Genomic DNA, 15,883 nt, shown 5'->3' on the forward strand with positions numbered 1-15,883 from the left:
GATACAGCATTCCTAATAGATAGAAAGGACAACTATTATGCGCAATACAGTAATGATCCCTGCCCTGCTGGCCCTGAGCGTTGGTTTGGCCGCGTGCTCGCACCAGCCGAACGTTAACTTGGAAAACGCCAAGAGCAACTACTCGGCCCTGCAAACCAACCCGGAAGCGACCAAGGTTGCAGCCCTTGAAACCAAAGACGCTGGCGAGTGGCTGGACAAGGCTGAAAAGGCATACCTGGACAAGGAAAAAGAGTCCAAGGTTGACCAACTGGCTTACCTGACCAACCAGCGTGTTGAACTGGCCAAGCAAACCATCGCCCTGCGTACCGCTGAAAACCAGCTGAAAAACGCCGGTTCCGATCGTGCCCAGGCCCTGCTGGACGCCCGTGATGCGCAAATCAAAAAGCTGCAAAGCCTGAACGCCAAGCAAACGGATCGCGGCACCCTGGTGACCTTTGGTGACGTGCTGTTTGACTTCGACAAGGCCAACCTCAAGCCTAACAGCCGCGAAAGCATCGCGACCCTGTCCAACTACCTGATCCAGAACCCGGATCGCAAGGTGATTGTTGAGGGTTACACCGACAGCAAAGGCAGCGCTTCTTACAACCAGAACCTGTCTGAGCGTCGCGCCAATGCGGTTAAAGCGGCACTGGTACGTGCCGGTGTAGACCCATCGCGTATCGTTGCCCAAGGCTATGGCAAGGAATACCCGGTTGCTGACAACAGCAGCAACTCGGGCCGCGCTCAAAACCGCCGCGTTGAAGTGACCATCTCCAACGACAACCAGCCGGTTGCGCCACGCTCGTCGATCCAGTAAATCGATAAGCGTTAAATGAAAGCCCCGCCTGAGTGATCAGGCGGGGCTTTTTGTTGAATGGCTTTTGCCGTGAGGGCGCTTTTGCTTTTAAGGTTGCAGCTTCGGCGTGTCCTGCCCCATGCAATGCACGGCCTGTTTTTTGTTGTTGACCAACACCCCGGTCAGGCCTTTCTGTTCGGTATCAAACAGCACCACGATGCCGTCAATGCACTGCGCCACCTGGTTGGCCGGGGTCAGGGAAACTTTGTAGTCCTCGCCCGGCAAGGTCTTGAGCATGGTGAAGTCGTTGAGCAGCAACGCATCCTCAGGCTTGGCGAAGTGCAGGTAACCGTAGTACCACAGGCAGCCCACCGTACCGATGATGGTGCCGATGCCAGTGAGGATCAGGGGGATGGCGTTACGCTCTTCACTCATTGCGGGGTCTCTGTTTCGGGAGCTTTAGTCGGCGGGTAATTGGGGATCTCCCCCAGTCGCCGCACACCGTTGAAATGTTGCGGGTCTTCAAGATAACGCAGCATCACTTGGCGCCAGGTCGGGTCACCAAACGTTTGCACATGACCGCCCCGGGTCAGTTGCAACACCTTGGGCGGCGGCGCGGCCTGGTACAGGCGGATGCCGTTGGACAGCGGGACGATCGGGTCGTCCATGCTATGAAAAATCAACACAGGCACGTCTTTGATGTCCGGCATGGCGTACACCGCACTGTCTGCGTCAGGCACCAACCACGACAGCGGCACTTGCAAGGGCCAGGTCAGCCAGGACGTGCTCAGGGCAAATTGCCCCACTTCGCGGTAACTGGCCGGTACACCATCAAGCACCACGGCCTTGAGCCGGGCGCGCTGCTGCGGGTGCTGGCTCAGGTAATGAACGCCCATGGCCCCGCCCAGGCTTTGCCCCAGCACAATCAGCGGCTGCCCCTGCACGGACGGTTGTTGCTCTAACCAGTCAAAGGCGGCGTCGATGTCCTGATACACCGCTGGCAAGCCCGGCTTGCCCTGCGACAGGCCATAACCGCGATAGTCGAGCATCAGCACTTGATAGCCCTGCCCGGGCAACCAGGCCACGGCGCCCAGGTGGTACGCCAGATTGCCGCCATTGCCATGCAGGTGCAGCACGGTGCCCTTGAGCGGCACACCGGGCTTGGCCGGTAGCCACCAACCATGCAGTTGCGTGCCATCGGCGGCAGTGAGGTTGACGTCTTTGTAGGCAAGGCCCGCCGCCGTCGGGGTAATCGGCTGGCCAGGTTCGGGGTAAAACAACAATGAGCTGCATCCGCTGAGGGCGAGCAGCAGGCAGAGTGCAGCCAGGGTTTTCATTGAGAGGATCGCCTTGTCACAAAATATTGGAGTAGTCGGCTTCGATCCGGTCCAGGCTCAAGTGGTTGAGGAAGTTGGAGAAGCACATCCATGCCGACAAGGCGTTCATGTCGCGGAACTGGTCCGGCAGGTATTTAGGCGCAACCACTAATCCTTCATCGACCAACTGGCGCAAGGTGCGCATGTCTTCCAGCGTGGTCTTGCCACAGAACAGCAGCGGCACTTGTTCGAGCTTGCCCTTACGCACGGCCAACTGAATGTAGTTGTAAACCATGATGAAGCCTTTGAGGTAGGACAAGTCTTTGGTGAATGGCAGTCCATTTGGCACCGAGCCACGGAAAACCCGACTCGCGTTGCCGTAGCTTTCTGGCATCTCGAACCCCTGATCACGGAAGAACTGATACACCTGCATAAAGTCCGCGCCCTCCTCCACCATGTGGATGGCGCGGGTGCGGTTGGTCAGTTTGCGCAGGCGGCTCGGGTAAGAGGCAAAGGTGATGACTTCCATCAAAATCGCCAGCCCTTCCTGGGTCACTGTCGATGAGGGCGGGCCTTTGGACAGGAAGGTGCAAATCGGCTGGTTCTGGCCATTGAGCGTGGTGCCCACGTGAACCAGCCCTTCGTGTACTTCGAGGGCGCGCACGTCACGCTCGTTGAACATCGCATCGCTGCGGATCTTGATGTAGTCGGCGCCGGCTGCTGCGTCCGCGACGATACCGTCCGACTCAAACACCCGAATGGTTTCTTCGCACTCGCCAAAGACCTTGTTGAGCCGGCTTTGCAGCAGGTTGACCGCGTCTTTGGCGGTCAGGTTTTTGGCTTCGTCCTTAAGGTCGCCACGCCCGTCGATGTTGTCCAGGTAATCGGACATCATCAGGCCCAAATCGGCCAGCGTTGGATCACCGGCATGGAACGCGTCGGAAGCAGCGCCGTACAACTCTTGGGAAATCAGCCCGAAGTCTTCAGTGCCGCGTGCTTCGAGCATGCGCACCACCATTCGGTACTCTTTGCACATGCGCCGCATGATCTGCCCGACCGGGTTGAACTGCCCCAGTTGCCGGGTAATGTCGCGCTCAATGTGCTGGAACTCTGACTTGACCGCACTGGAGTCAAAAGACAGCGGCCGGGACAAGTAATAGTCACGGCTGACCGCTGGCATCTCTTTGCCTTTGGCCTTTAAAAAACCCTGGCGGATGCTGTCATCCCACTTCACCGCATCCAGCACGCGGATCGGCGCCTGGGCCAGCACAATGCGGTCTGACAACGTGCGTATGGTGCGCTGGTAATCGTCCACCCGCGGCTCCTTGATTAAATGCGGTTACTTGATCGCACGCTGATAGCGGGCCACTTCGACAAAGACGTCCGAATTGGCAGGATCATCGAGGTATGCAAAAACTGTAGCTGATGGGCTCTGGATCTGTACGCCTGAGCCTTCAGACGTTTCGACCGGCTCACCGTTCAAGGCCGACTGGCCTATCGCCTGCTTGATCTGGTCAAGGTCCAGGTCGTACACCACCAACTCGCCTTTATCGTTCACCTCAAAACCATTGAGGGTGTAGCCACCGCCCAGCTTGGCTGGCAAATTGGCCGAGGCGTACCAGCGGCTGCCGTGGCGGGCAACGATAAAGGTGTAACGATCACGCGCCTTGGGTTCGCCCTTGGGGTAGATCACGGCTTGGTAGCGAGTCTTGTCGACGGCGCGGATATTCAGGTTGCGCGCCTCGCCCCAGGCATCCTTGCTGGTCCATTTTCCGAGCAGTTGTTTTGGCGCTGGCTGGGCCGCGATCGGTGCGTCTTTAAACGTCACCAGGCACCCGCTCAACATCAAAAATGACAATGCCACCAGCAATACGCGCCACACTTTCATGCCTGCATCCTTCTATAGAGCGGCCAGGGCTCATTGAGTAGGGCCTGATATTCCATCCGACTGACAATCGCCGTCAACCGTTGGTATGCCTTATGACTGACTGTGGGAGCGGGCTTGCTCGCGATGCAAGCGCCCTGATCTACCTGCGACAACGCGTTGATGCTATCGCGAGCAAGCCCGCTCCCACACAAAGATCCAGCTCAGCGTTCTGCAGGCAATAAAAAACCGCCTTGAATCGGCGGTTTTTTATTCAGCATCGTTACGCTTGTGGGCGCATGTGCGGGAACAGGATCACGTCGCGAATCGACGGGGAGTTGGTCAGCAGCATCACCAGACGGTCGATACCGATACCTTCACCCGCCGTTGGCGGCATGCCGTATTCCAGCGCACGTACGAAGTCGGCGTCGTAGTGCATGGCTTCGTCGTCACCGGCGTCCTTGTCCGCCACCTGCGCCATGAAACGCTCGGCCTGGTCTTCCGCGTCGTTCAACTCGGAGTAGGCGTTGGCGATTTCACGGCCACCGATAAACAGCTCAAAGCGGTCGGTCACGTTCGGGTTGTCGTCGTTACGACGGGCCAGCGGCGACACTTCAAACGGGTACTGGGTGATGAAGTGCGGTTGCTCCAGCTTGTGCTCGACCAGCTCTTCGAAAATCATCACTTGCAGCTTGCCCAGACCTTCGAAGCCCAGCACCTTGGCACCGGCTTTTTTGGCGATTTCACGCGCCTTGTCGATGTCGTTCAGGTCTGCAGCGGTCAGCTCAGGGTTGTACTTGAGGATCGAGTCGAAGACCGACAGACGCACAAACGGCTCGCCGAAGTGGAACACCTTGTCGCCGTACGGCACGTCGGTGCTGCCCAGCACCAGCTGTGCCAGTTCACGGAACAGCTCTTCGGTGAGGTCCATGTTGTCTTCGTAGTCGGCGTACGCCTGGTAGAACTCAAGCATGGTGAATTCTGGGTTGTGACGGGTCGACACGCCTTCGTTACGGAAGTTACGGTTGATCTCGAACACTTTTTCGAAGCCGCCCACCACCAGACGCTTGAGGTACAGCTCAGGCGCGATACGCAGGAACATTTCCATGTCCAGCGCGTTGTGGTGAGTTTCGAAAGGCTTGGCTGCCGCGCCGCCCGGAATGGTTTGCAGCATCGGCGTTTCAACTTCAAGGAAGTCACGCGCCATCAGGAAGCTGCGGATGTGCGCGATCACTTGCGAACGCACACGGAAGGTGTGGCGCACGTCTTCGTTAACGATCAGGTCAACGTAACGCTGGCGATAGCGCTGCTCGGTGTCAGTCAGACCGTGGTGCTTGTCTGGCAGCGGGCGCAGGGATTTGGTCAGCAGACGCACGTTGGTCATTTCAACGTACAGGTCGCCTTTGCCGGAGCGGGCCAGGGTGCCTTCAGCGGCGATGATGTCGCCCAGGTCCCAGGTTTTCACGGCGGCCAGGGTTTCTTCTGGCAGGGTTTTACGGTTGACGTAGACCTGGATGCGACCAGTCATGTCCTGGATCACCATGAACGCGCCACGGTTAAGCATGATGCGACCCGCAACCTTGACCGGAATAGCTGCTTCAGCCAGCTCTTCCTTGGTCTTGTCGGCGTACTGCTTCTGCAAATCAGCGCAGTAGTTTTCACGACGAAAATCATTCGGGAAGGCGTTGCCTTTAGCGCGCTCGGCTGCAAGTTTTTCCTTGCGCAGGGCGATCAGGGCGTTTTCTTCCTGTTGCAGGTCTTGGGGGTCGAGTTGTTGGTCGCTCATGTCTTAAAAATTCCATCACAGGTTCGTTGCCCCTGCCCTGCGGCAGGGGTTGGCGGGCCTTTAGCGCGCCTTGAGGCATCGCATTGGCTGCGCACTTACGGTTATTGCGCGACTTACAGCCCTTGTTTCAGGCTGGCTACCAGGTATTCGTCGATATCGCCGTCGAGCACTTTGTCGCAATCGCTGCGCTCGATGTTGGTACGCAAATCCTTGATACGCGAAGCGTCGAGTACGTACGAGCGGATCTGGTGGCCCCAGCCGATGTCACTCTTGGTGTCTTCCAGGGCTTGGGACGCCGCGCTGCGCTTCTGCATTTCTTGCTCATAAAGACGGGCCCGCAACATTTTCATGGCGGTGTCTTTGTTCGCATGCTGGGAACGTTCGTTCTGGCAGCTCACCACGGTGTTGGTCGGTACGTGGGTAATCCGCACGGCCGAGTCAGTGGTGTTTACGTGCTGACCACCCGCACCGGAGGAACGATAGGTATCGATCCGCAGGTCAGACGGGTTGATGTCGATTTCGATGTTGTCGTCAATTTCCGGCGAAACGAAAACAGCCGAGAACGAGGTGTGACGACGGTTGCCCGAGTCGTACGGGCTTTTACGCACCAGACGATGGACGCCAATCTCGGTACGCAGCCAGCCAAAGGCGTATTCACCCTTGATATGCACGGTTGCGCCTTTGATCCCGGCGACTTCACCGGCAGACAATTCCATGATGGTGGCATCAAAGCCGCGCTTGTCGGCCCAACGCAGATACATCCGCAACAGGATATTGGCCCAGTCTTGCGCTTCGGTACCGCCGGAGCCTGCCTGAATGTCCAGGTAAGCGTTATTGGCGTCCATCTCACCGCTGAACATGCGGCGGAATTCGAGTTTTTCAAGGGCTTCGCGCAGACGCTCGACTTCAGCGGCAACGTCATCGACAGCGGCCTGGTCTTCTTCTTCGGCAGACATCAACAGCAGGTCTTTGGCGTCGGCCAGACCTGTGTGCATCTCATCCAGGGTTTCGACGATCTGCGCCAGTTGGGCGCGTTCGCGGCCTAACTCCTGGGCGTACGTCGGGTTGTTCCAGACACTAGGATCTTCAAGCTCGCGATTGACTTCGATCAGACGCTCATGCTTTTGATCGTAGTCAAAGATACCCCCGAATAGTTTCGGAGCGCTCTGACAGGTCCTTGATGCTGTTAAGGATCGGGTTGATTTCCATGGCTGGCGGCACTCGTAGGCGATTTTTACAAAGCCGGGGAGTATACCGCAAACATGGGTTGGCAGCAGCCCGCCTGGCGGGGGCAGTTCACTTTGTAGGAGCTGCCGAAGGCTGCGATTTTTTGCCTTTAAAGATCAAAAGATCGCGAGGCAAGCTCGCTCCTACAGAGTTTTGGGATGGCTTTTTGACGCATTCCGTCAGCAATTTCCTCTTCCCAATGCAGGGCACTTCCTAGTTGCTGTTATGCGCCTAGCAGACGGTGCACTCGGTCGAAATGGCCCGTGCGGTGGTGGATTCATTGCTGGACAACGCTGAGTAACAACCCCCCTCATGTAAGCAAAACCTACCCTGTAGGAGCGAGCTTGTCTCGCGATCTTTTGCCTTTAATGATCAAAAGTTCGCGAGACAAGGTGGGATGGTTACTCGATCCCGACCTGGTTACGTCCGTTGTGCTTGGCCAGGTACAGGCCTTTGTCCGCCGCGGAGATCAATTGGCGTGAGCTGCCGTTTTGTTGCGGGGTGAGGGTCGCCAGGCCAATGCTGATGGTCAGGCTGCGGCCTTCGCTAGGCTGGATGTGAGGGATTTTCAGGGCTTCTACGGCCTGGCGCAGTTTCTCTGCCACCAGTCGTGCTCCGCCCTGGGAGGTGTTGGGCAAGACGATGGCAAATTCTTCACCGCCGTAACGCGCCGGCAGGTCAGACGGGCGACTGCTGGCATCGCGAATGGTCGCGGCCACTTTGCGCAATGCCTCGTCGCCGTCCAGATGGCCGAAGGTATCGTTGAAGGACTTGAAGTAGTCAACGTCGATCATCAACAACGACAGCTGGGTCTGCTCCCGCAAGGCGCGGCGCCACTCCAGCTCGAGGTATTCGTCAAAGTGCCGACGGTTCGACAGCCCGGTCAGGCCGTCCGAGTTCATCAACCGTTGCAGCACCAGGTTGGTGTCGAGCAGTTGCTGCTGACTCACACGCAGCGCACGGTAGGCCGCGTCACGCTGCAACAGGGTCATGTAGGAGCGCGAGTGATAGCGAATGCGCGCCACCAGCTCGATGTTATCGGGCAATTTGACCAGGTAATCATTGGCCCCCGCCGAAAACGCCGCGCTTTTGATCAGCGGGTCTTCTTTGGTGGACAGCACGATGATCGGAATATTCTGCGTCGCCGGGTGATTGCGGTATTCACGCACCAGGGTCAGACCGTCCAGCCCCGGCATGACCAGGTCCTGCAAAATCACGGTCGGTTTGATGCGGATGGCTTGCGCAATCGCCTGATGCGGGTCTGCACAGAAGTGAAAATCAATGTTCTGCTCTAGCGCCAACCCCCGGCGCACGGCTTCGCCGATCATCGCCTGATCGTCTACCAGCAGCACCATGGCGGCGTTTTCGTCTGTTTTAACGTCGTCCAACTGTAAATCGCTCATGCGCGTTCACCTGAATTACTGCCTTCAAGCCAGTCCTGCGGGATTTTGTCGATCATTTGGCAAATATCTCCAGCAAACGTGGCGCAATCTTGTCCAAAGGACGGATCTCAACCGCGGCATCAATGGCCGCAGCTGCTTTAGGCATGCCGTACACCGAACTGCTGTGTTGGTCTTGCGCAATGGTGAGGAAGCCTTGTTGGCGCATGAGTTTAAGCCCCTGAGCCCCATCGCGTCCCATGCCGGTTAATAACACCCCCACGGCATCTCCCTTCCAGTACCTTGCAACACTTTCAAAAAACACATCAATCGAGGGGCGGTAGATCTCGTTTACCGGCTCCGCCGTGTAGGCCAGGGTGCCGTTTTTCAACAAGCGTATGTGGTGGTTGGTGCCCGCCAGCAATACCGTCCCCGGCTGTGGCACTTCGCCTTCCCGGGCCAAGCGTACGTCCAGTCCGCACGAGCCGCTCAACCACTCCGCCATGCCCGCCGCAAACACTTGGTCTACGTGTTGCACCAGAACGATAGGCACCTGGAAATCTCGCGGCAGCCCCTTGAGCAAACTTTCCAGCGCCGCCGGGCCGCCCGCAGACGAGCCAATCACCACCAGCCCGCCCTGCAAGCCCAATGCCCGCGGCTGCGCCGACACCGGGCGTACCCGCTTGTCACTCTGCCCCATCAACCAGCCCACGTTGAGGATCTTGCGCAATAACGGCGCTGCCGCTTCTTTGGCATTGCCTGCACCCAACGCGGGTGTGTCCACCACATCCAGCGCGCCAAAACCCATGGCCTCGAACACGCGGTGTACATTCTGCTCCCGGTCAACGGTCACAATCACAATGGCACAGGGCGTTTCAGCCATGATCCGCCGTGTCGCCTGCACCCCGTCCATGACCGGCATGATCAGGTCCATCAAAATCAGATCCGGGGTGAACTCAGCACACTTTTGTACCGCCTCGGCACCATTGTGAGCGACCCAGACCACTTCATGGCTCGGCTCAAAGGCCAGCGCCCGACGCAGCGCTTCAACCGCCAAAGGCATGTCGTTGACGATGGCGATTTTCATGTTTGGGCTCCCCCGATGAGTTCAACCACGGCATCAAGCAAGGCGTCGTCATGGAAGCTGGCTTTGGCTAGATAATAGTCGGCTCCTGCATCCAGGCCACGTCGTCGGTCTTCTTCGCGGTCTTTGTAGGACACGACCATCACCGGCATGGACTGCAGACGGTTGTCGCGGCGCAACAGGGTGACCAGCTCGATGCCATCCATGCGCGGCATGTCGATGTCGGTAATCAACAGATCGAAATGCTCGGCACGCAGGGCGTTCCAGCCGTCCATGCCGTCAACCGCAACGGCCACTTCATAACCCCGATTAATCAGCAATTTGCGCTGCAATTCACGTACGGTCAGCGAGTCATCTACCACCAGAATGCGTTTGCGGGTCAATTCTGCGGTGTGCCGATTGCGCCGATCAATACGCTCCAGACGCCCGGTGTTGAGCAACTTATCGACCGAACGCAGCATATCTTCAACATCGACAATCAGCACTGGCGAGCCATCGTCCAGCAGCGCACCGGCCGAGATGTCCTGCACCTTGCCCAAGCGCGGATCGAGCGGCAAAACCACCAGAGTGCGCTCACCGATAAACCGCTCGACGGCCACGCCATACACGGCGTCGCGCTCACGAATGACCACCACTTTGAGGGTTTCGTCATCGCTTTGGCTGGGCGGGCGCTGGAGCAACTGGCTGGCGGCCACCAGGCCGACGTGCCGGCCTTCGTGCCAAAAATGCTGACGCCCCTCGACTTGCACGATGTCATCCGGCAACAGGTCGCGCATGCGCTCGATGTGCGCCAGCGGGAAGGCGTAGGCCTCGTCGGCCACTTCAACCACCAGGCTGCGCACCACCGACAAGGTTAGCGGCACTTCCAGCAGGAACCGGCTGCCCTGCCCTGCGGTTTGCTCCAGCACGATGGCGCCGCGCAACAGGCGCACCATGTGTAGCACCGCATCCAGCCCGACGCCGCGACCGGAGACTTCAGTCACCGTATCGCGCAGGCTGAACCCCGGCAGAAAGAGGAAGGTCAGGAGTTCTTCTTCGCTCAGTTGCGCCACCGTCTCGGCGGTGGATAACTGGCGCTCGACGATGCTGCGACGCAAGCGTTCGAGGTCGACACCGGCGCCATCGTCGCTCAGTTCGACGGCCAGCAACCCGGCCTGATGCGACACCCGTAAGCGGATCGTGCCTTCGGGCTGTTTGCCCGCCAACAAGCGTTGTTCGGGCGATTCAACCCCGTGGTCGACGGCGTTGCGCAGCAAGTGGGTGAGCGGCGCTTCGAGTTTTTCGAGGACATCGCGGTCAACCTGGGTTTTCTCGCCTTCGATTTCCAGACGTATCTGCTTGCCCAACGCCCGACCCAAATCACGGACCATGCGCTCCTGGCCCACCAGCACATCGGCGAACGGGCGCATGCGGCAGGCCAGCGCGGTGTCATAGAGCAATTGCGCGCGCTGGCTGGTCTGCCAGCCGAATTCGTCGAGTTCGGCGGTCTGCTCGCTGAGCAAATGCTGCGACTCGGAGAGCACGCGCCGGGCCTCGTTCAGGGCCTCTTCAACCTCGTGCGTCAGGCCCACCACTTTGAGCTGCTCGTTGAGGGTATCCAGCGCCCGCAGGCTGGTGCTCTGCATGCGTTTAAGCCGATGCAGCGCCATCAGGTACGGCTTGAGACGCTGGGTTTCGACCAGCGATTTACTCGACAGGTCGAGCAGGCTGTTGAGGCGCTCGGCGGTGACGCGCAACACCCGTTCGCCGCTTTCTGTCAGGCGCTGAGGCCGACGCGCAGGTTCGGGGGCCGGCTCGGCGGCCACTGGGGCCACCGGCTCTGGCTGAAGCAGCGGCTCGGGCAAAGGCTCGGGGGCCAGCAACAATTGCGAGACGTCGAACTCCACGGGCGCGGCACGTGGCGCCACCCGCCCGGAAGGATCCAGCAGTTCGTTGAGGTGCGCGACATACGCGTCGATATCGGCCGGGCCGACGTTGTCGCTGCCCGGCGTGGCGATGCGCATCAACAAGTCAGTGCCCTGCAACAAGGCATCAATGTGTTCGGGATGCAGGCGCAAACGGCCTTCTTGCGCGCTGACCAGGCAGTCTTCCATCACGTGGGCCACGCTGACGCCCGCGTCCACGCCGACAATCCGCGCTGCGCCCTTGAGCGAGTGGGCGGCGCGCATGCAGGCTTCCAGTTGGTCGGCCTGGGTCGGGTTGCGCTCAAGTGCCAGCAGCCCCTCATTCAGCACCTGCGTCTGGGCCTCAGCCTCCAGGCTGAACAGTTCAAGCAGCGACGCGTCGCGCATTTGCTCGGGGGTCATGTCAGGCTCCGGGTAATTGCGCCAAGCAGTTGTTCTTCATCCAGCCAGCGCAGGCTGCGGTTTTTCCACGCCAGCACACCCCGGGTGTATTTTGCGCTGGCATGCTCGCCCGACAGCGAGGCGGCGTTCAAAGCGCGTTCTTCAATGTTGTGGACACCGTCGACTTCATCCACCGGCAACACTACCGGGCCACCATGGGCGGCCACGATCAGCATGCGCGGCATCACCCGCTGCGAAGGGGTAATGGTCACCGTAGGGTCCAGCCCCAACAGGTCAACCAGCGACAAACACGGCACCAACGCACCGCGCACGTTGGCCACCCCTTGCAGGGCCCGCGAACGCTGGTGCGGCAACGAGTGAATGGCCTGCATGCGCGCCACTTCGTCGAGGCACACCGTGTTCAGGCCCAGCCATTCACCGCCCAGACGGAATACAACCAGCGAACGTGTGGCAACTTTTTGCTCAGCCATTGGCTGGGCGTTGTGCTCCTCAGGTTCTTGCTCAAACGAGTAGCGATCCAGCAAGCGCGTGGCGGCAGCGGAATACACCGCGCAATTGCGGCAATGGATATGCTCCGGCAACTTCGGGCAAGACTTGTCGCCGAAGATGCCGATGCGGTTCCAGCAGTCATCAATGGTCTGGGCTTCGTCATGAATCAAGCCTTGGGCGAATAAACCTCTCATTGTTTGCGCTCACTGTGAACCGAACGTTCATGACGGGCAGCGCGCTCCTGCAAGCGCTGGGCGCCTGCTGCGTCACCTTGGGCAGCCAAGAGAGCGGCCAGGTGCGCCAGCGCTTCTGAATGCTGGGGTTCCAGGTACAGCGCCTTGCGATAGAAACTCTGCGCCTGCGCCGCTTGATCTTCAACATCGCTGAGCAGGCCCAGCCAGTAGAACACCTGAGCGTGCGGGCCATGCTGTTGCAAAAACTGCTCGCAAGCCTGGCGGGCGTCGCTGCTTTTGCCCTCGTTGGCCAACGCGGCAATGTGCGCCAGCAAGGCCGCCCCCGTGCACGCGGCAGGGGTTGGCTCGACAGGTATTGGCGCACGAGGTGCAAAGGGCCGTGGGGCAGACACTGGCGGCATCGGCCGCGGTGCGGGTTTGGGCAGCGGTCTGGGCTCGGCCAGCGCTGGCCGCGCAACAGGCACCGGCTCATGGCTGTGACAGAAGGCAAACGACTGCGGTGCACCGATCGAACGCATGCCCAGGCGGCCCAGCAGGCTGCCCTCGGCCGGGCCGATAAACAGCGCGCCGTCGTCACGGGTCAGGCGCTTGAGGATATCCAGCGCCTGATGCTGAGTCTTGAGGTCGAAGTAGATCAACAGGTTGCGACAGAACACAAAGTCATAAGGCAGGTGATGGCTGAGCAGCGTCGGGTCAAGCAGGTTGCCGACATGAAAAGAGACCTGCTCGTGCACCCGCTCCGCCAACTGATAACTGTCATTGACCGGGGTGAAATAGCGCTCACGAAAATCAATTTGCTGGCCGCGAAATGAGTTTTTGCCATACAGCGCCGACCGCGCCCGCGCCACCGACAACGGGCTGACGTCCAGGGCTTCGACCTTGAACTGATGCCCAACCAGACCGGCATCAAACAGGGCCATGGCAATCGAATACGGCTCTTCGCCGGTGGAGCACGGCAAGCTCAGAATGCGCAGGGTATGCAGGCCGCTGGTGTCGGCCAAACGCTGGCGGGCCAGACGGCCCAATGTGGCAAACGACTCGGGGTACCGAAAAAACCAGGTCTCGGGCACGATCACCGATTCGATCAACGCCTGCTGCTCATCGTGTGAACACGTCAGGCGCTGCCAGTAGTGATCGTTGTCGGGCATGTTCAACGCCAGGCAACGCTGGCGTACCGCACGCTCGATAATCGCCAGGCCCACGGACGCTACGTCCAGGCCTATGCGTTGCTTCAAAAAATCGTAAAAGCGCTGGTCGTCACTCATGCGAGCCCCTCTGCGCTGGCGTCATCCTGGCTCGGAGGGAACAGCAGCGCGCACACCGCCGGGCTCAAAAGGTCGTCGACATGGATCCACTGCAGCAAACCCTGGGCATCCTCACGAACCGGCCCCAGGTACGGCGCGTCGCGGTTATCCAGGCCGTAGGGCTGAAAATCTGCCGGATCGCAGCGCAAGGTCGCGTTGGCCTGCTCCAGCATCAGCCCCAGCAGTTTGCCGCGAAAATTGACCAGCACCAGCCGCGTGCTGGTGCGGGCCACGGCTTCATGGCCAAAGGTCATGGCGCTGATGTCGATGACCGGGACCATCTGCCCGCGGTGCGCAAACACGCCAGCCACCCAGGCCGGGGCGTGAGCAATCGGTTTGAGCGGTAAACGCGCCAGCACCTCGACCACATCGGTCGCCGACAAGGCATAACGCTCATCCCCGATGTAGAACACCAGGAACAGGCGCTGACTCGGCGCCACGGCGGCCGCACGCTTGGTTAAAAGTTCGCTCATCAGACTTTAAAACGCGAAACGCCACTGCGCAGCCCAACGGCAACCTGACTGAGTTCGTCGATCGCGAAGCTGGCCTGACGCAAGGACTCTACGGTCTGACTGCTAGCATCACCCAACTGCACCAGTGCCAGGTTAATTTGCTCGGCGCCGGTGGCTTGCGCCTGCATGCCTTCGTTGACCATTAACACGCGCGGCGCCAAGGCCTGAACCTGATGAATGATTTGCGACAGTTGTTCACCGACTTGCGTCACCTCGGCCATGCCACGGCGCACTTCTTCAGAGAACTTGTCCATGCCCATCACACCCGCCGACACGGCGGACTGGATCTCGCGCACCATTTGTTCAATGTCATAGGTGGCGACAGCCGTCTGGTCAGCCAGGCGACGTACTTCGGTGGCAACCACGGCGAAACCACGGCCATATTCACCGGCTTTTTCGGCTTCGATGGCGGCATTGAGCGACAGCAGGTTGGTCTGGTCGGCCACTTTGACGATGGTGACGACCACTTGGTTAATGTTGCCGGCTTTTTCATTGAGGATCGCCAGCTTGGCGTTAACCAGATCGGCAGCGCCCATCACCGAGTGCATGGTTTCTTCCATGCGTGCCAGGCCTTGCTGCCCGGAACCGGCCAGAATCGAAGCCTGATCGGCAGCCGAAGTCACTTCGGTCATGGTGCGCACCAGGTCACGGGAGGTGGCGGCAATTTCGCGGGAGGTCGCGCCGATTTCCGTGGTGGTGGCTGCAGTTTCGGTTGCCGTGGCTTGTTGCTGTTTGGACGTGGCGGCGATCTCGGTCACCGAGGTGGTGACCTGGACCGAGGACCGCTGGGCTTGAGACACCAGCGCGGTAAGCTCGGTCATCATGTCGTTGAAGCCGGTTTCGACGGCACCGAACTCGTCTTTGCGGTCCAGGTTCAAGCGTGAGCTCAAGTCACCGGAACGCATGGTTTCAAGGATCGAAACGATGCGCTGCATCGGCGACATGATCGCCTGCAACAACAGGTAGCCGCACAGCCCGGCAGCCAGCACGGCCACGATCAGCGAGATCACCATGCTGATTTTTGCCGTCGTCACTGCATTGGCAATGGTTTCGGTGGCGTGGTTGGCCTGGGTACGGTTGGTATCAATGATGGTGTTGAGTTGCTTGCGCCCCGCGGCCCATAGCGGGGCCAGTTGCTCGTTGAGCATGGCGTCGGCTTGCTCGGTTTTTTTGTCTTCGTAAAACTGCAGAACGCCAGACAACGCCTTGGTGTACTCACCGTGGATGCGCTCGAATTCATCAAACTCGGCGCGGTCCTCACTATCAAAAATGGTGGTGCGGTAGTTGTCCAGCTCGTGGATCATGCGGTCTTCGTAGCTGGCATACAGCTTACGGTCTTCGCTGGTCAAATCACGCTGGGTGGCCGAGCCGACCAGTTGCAGGGTCAGGACATAGCTGTCGACCCAGGCACTGCGCACCATCGAACTGTAATAGACCCCGGGAATCGAATCGGTGCGAACGGTCTCTTCGCTCGACTCAATCGACAGCAGGCGCGAGTAAGACGCGACAACCATCAGCAACATGATGGCGATGATCACCGCAAAGCTCGCCAAAATGCGTTGGCGTAACGTCCAGTTCTTCACAGTCTATCCTCGGGGCCATTCAAATGATGGAGGAGTATAGCCG

Annotated in this window: 14 protein-coding genes; 1 reads left to right on the forward strand and 13 read right to left on the reverse strand. The window is 59.4% G+C overall.

Annotated elements, in window-relative coordinates; genetic code table 11:
- Positions 1 to 37 precede the first annotated feature (37 nt).
- Positions 38 to 817, forward strand: coding sequence for an OmpA family protein (locus TU84_RS06490; RefSeq protein ID WP_048368137.1), 780 nt, complete (start codon positions 38 to 40; stop codon positions 815 to 817).
- 87 nt (positions 818 to 904) lie between these two features.
- On the opposite strand, the gene TU84_RS06495 is transcribed toward TU84_RS06490, so the two are convergent.
- The 13 genes from TU84_RS06495 to TU84_RS06555 form a co-directional block, all read right to left on the reverse strand.
- A complete protein-coding gene (locus TU84_RS06495; protein WP_048368138.1) occupies positions 905 to 1,231 on the reverse strand; it encodes a hypothetical protein in 327 nt (108 codons plus the stop codon).
- Positions 1,228 to 2,133: an alpha/beta hydrolase gene (locus TU84_RS06500; RefSeq protein ID WP_048368140.1), complete on the reverse strand. Its 906-nt coding sequence runs from the start codon at positions 2,131 to 2,133 to the stop codon at positions 1,228 to 1,230. Before TU84_RS06500 ends, TU84_RS06495 begins: the two co-directional genes overlap by 4 nt.
- A gap of 16 nt (positions 2,134 to 2,149) precedes the next feature.
- Positions 2,150 to 3,427: a flavohemoglobin expression-modulating QEGLA motif protein gene (locus tag TU84_RS06505; RefSeq protein WP_048368141.1), complete on the reverse strand. Its 1,278-nt coding sequence runs from the start codon at positions 3,425 to 3,427 to the stop codon at positions 2,150 to 2,152.
- Positions 3,428 to 3,451: 24 nt separating this feature from the next.
- Positions 3,452 to 4,000, reverse strand: a complete 549-nt coding sequence (locus tag TU84_RS06510) for a hypothetical protein (protein WP_048368142.1) — start codon at positions 3,998 to 4,000, stop codon at positions 3,452 to 3,454.
- 259 nt (positions 4,001 to 4,259) lie between these two features.
- Positions 4,260 to 5,762 carry a lysine--tRNA ligase gene (lysS, locus tag TU84_RS06515; protein WP_048368143.1) on the reverse strand — a complete coding sequence of 501 codons (1,503 nt, stop codon included), beginning with the start codon at positions 5,760 to 5,762 and terminating at the stop codon, positions 4,260 to 4,262.
- 113 nt (positions 5,763 to 5,875) lie between these two features.
- A protein-coding gene (prfB, locus tag TU84_RS06520) for a peptide chain release factor 2 (protein WP_123749704.1) occupies positions 5,876 to 6,971 on the reverse strand; the annotation gives its coding sequence in 2 pieces (ribosomal slippage) (positions 5,876 to 6,898 and positions 6,900 to 6,971; 1,095 coding nt in all).
- A gap of 419 nt (positions 6,972 to 7,390) precedes the next feature.
- Complete coding sequence (locus tag TU84_RS06525) at positions 7,391 to 8,392, reverse strand: response regulator (protein WP_048368145.1); 1,002 nt, start codon at positions 8,390 to 8,392, stop codon at positions 7,391 to 7,393.
- Between the two features lie 52 nt (positions 8,393 to 8,444).
- A complete protein-coding gene (gene cheB, locus TU84_RS06530; protein WP_048368146.1) occupies positions 8,445 to 9,455 on the reverse strand; it encodes a chemotaxis response regulator protein-glutamate methylesterase in 1,011 nt (336 codons plus the stop codon).
- Positions 9,452 to 11,758, reverse strand: a complete 2,307-nt coding sequence (locus TU84_RS06535) for a hybrid sensor histidine kinase/response regulator (protein WP_048368147.1) — start codon at positions 11,756 to 11,758, stop codon at positions 9,452 to 9,454. The genes cheB and TU84_RS06535 overlap by 4 nt, the downstream gene beginning before the upstream one ends.
- Positions 11,755 to 12,441 carry a chemotaxis protein CheW gene (locus TU84_RS06540; RefSeq protein WP_048368149.1) on the reverse strand — a complete coding sequence of 229 codons (687 nt, stop codon included), beginning with the start codon at positions 12,439 to 12,441 and terminating at the stop codon, positions 11,755 to 11,757. The genes TU84_RS06535 and TU84_RS06540 overlap by 4 nt, the downstream gene beginning before the upstream one ends.
- Positions 12,438 to 13,706 (reverse strand): CheR family methyltransferase, encoded by a 1,269-nt coding sequence (locus tag TU84_RS06545; protein ID WP_048368150.1) that lies wholly within the window; start codon positions 13,704 to 13,706, stop codon positions 12,438 to 12,440. Before TU84_RS06545 ends, TU84_RS06540 begins: the two co-directional genes overlap by 4 nt.
- Positions 13,703 to 14,218: a chemotaxis protein CheW gene (locus tag TU84_RS06550; RefSeq protein ID WP_048368152.1), complete on the reverse strand. Its 516-nt coding sequence runs from the start codon at positions 14,216 to 14,218 to the stop codon at positions 13,703 to 13,705. The genes TU84_RS06545 and TU84_RS06550 overlap by 4 nt, the downstream gene beginning before the upstream one ends.
- Entirely contained in the window at positions 14,218 to 15,840 is a 1,623-nt protein-coding gene (locus tag TU84_RS06555) for a methyl-accepting chemotaxis protein (protein WP_048368154.1), read from the reverse strand. Before TU84_RS06555 ends, TU84_RS06550 begins: the two co-directional genes overlap by 1 nt.
- Positions 15,841 to 15,883: the final 43 nt, after the last annotated feature.

The sequence above is a fragment of the Pseudomonas helleri genome (assembly GCF_001043025.1).
Taxonomy (GTDB): Bacteria; Pseudomonadota; Gammaproteobacteria; order Pseudomonadales; family Pseudomonadaceae; genus Aquipseudomonas; species Aquipseudomonas helleri.

Coding starts and splice junctions, on each gene's coding strand:
- TU84_RS06495 (WP_048368138.1), bottom strand. CDS start 1,231: ATGAGTGAAGAGCGTAACGCCATCCCCCTGATCCTCACTGGCATCGGC.
- TU84_RS06510 (WP_048368142.1), bottom strand. CDS start 4,000: ATGAAAGTGTGGCGCGTATTGCTGGTGGCATTGTCATTTTTGATGTTG.
- TU84_RS06500 (WP_048368140.1), bottom strand. CDS start 2,133: ATGAAAACCCTGGCTGCACTCTGCCTGCTGCTCGCCCTCAGCGGATGC.
- TU84_RS06550 (WP_048368152.1), bottom strand. CDS start 14,218: ATGAGCGAACTTTTAACCAAGCGTGCGGCCGCCGTGGCGCCGAGTCAG.
- TU84_RS06545 (WP_048368150.1), bottom strand. CDS start 13,706: ATGAGTGACGACCAGCGCTTTTACGATTTTTTGAAGCAACGCATAGGC.
- TU84_RS06540 (WP_048368149.1), bottom strand. CDS start 12,441: ATGAGAGGTTTATTCGCCCAAGGCTTGATTCATGACGAAGCCCAGACC.
- TU84_RS06535 (WP_048368147.1), bottom strand. CDS start 11,758: ATGACCCCCGAGCAAATGCGCGACGCGTCGCTGCTTGAACTGTTCAGC.
- lysS (WP_048368143.1), bottom strand. CDS start 5,762: ATGAGCGACCAACAACTCGACCCCCAAGACCTGCAACAGGAAGAAAAC.
- TU84_RS06525 (WP_048368145.1), bottom strand. CDS start 8,392: ATGAGCGATTTACAGTTGGACGACGTTAAAACAGACGAAAACGCCGCC.
- TU84_RS06490 (WP_048368137.1), top strand. CDS start 38: ATGCGCAATACAGTAATGATCCCTGCCCTGCTGGCCCTGAGCGTTGGT.
- cheB (WP_048368146.1), bottom strand. CDS start 9,455: ATGAAAATCGCCATCGTCAACGACATGCCTTTGGCGGTTGAAGCGCTG.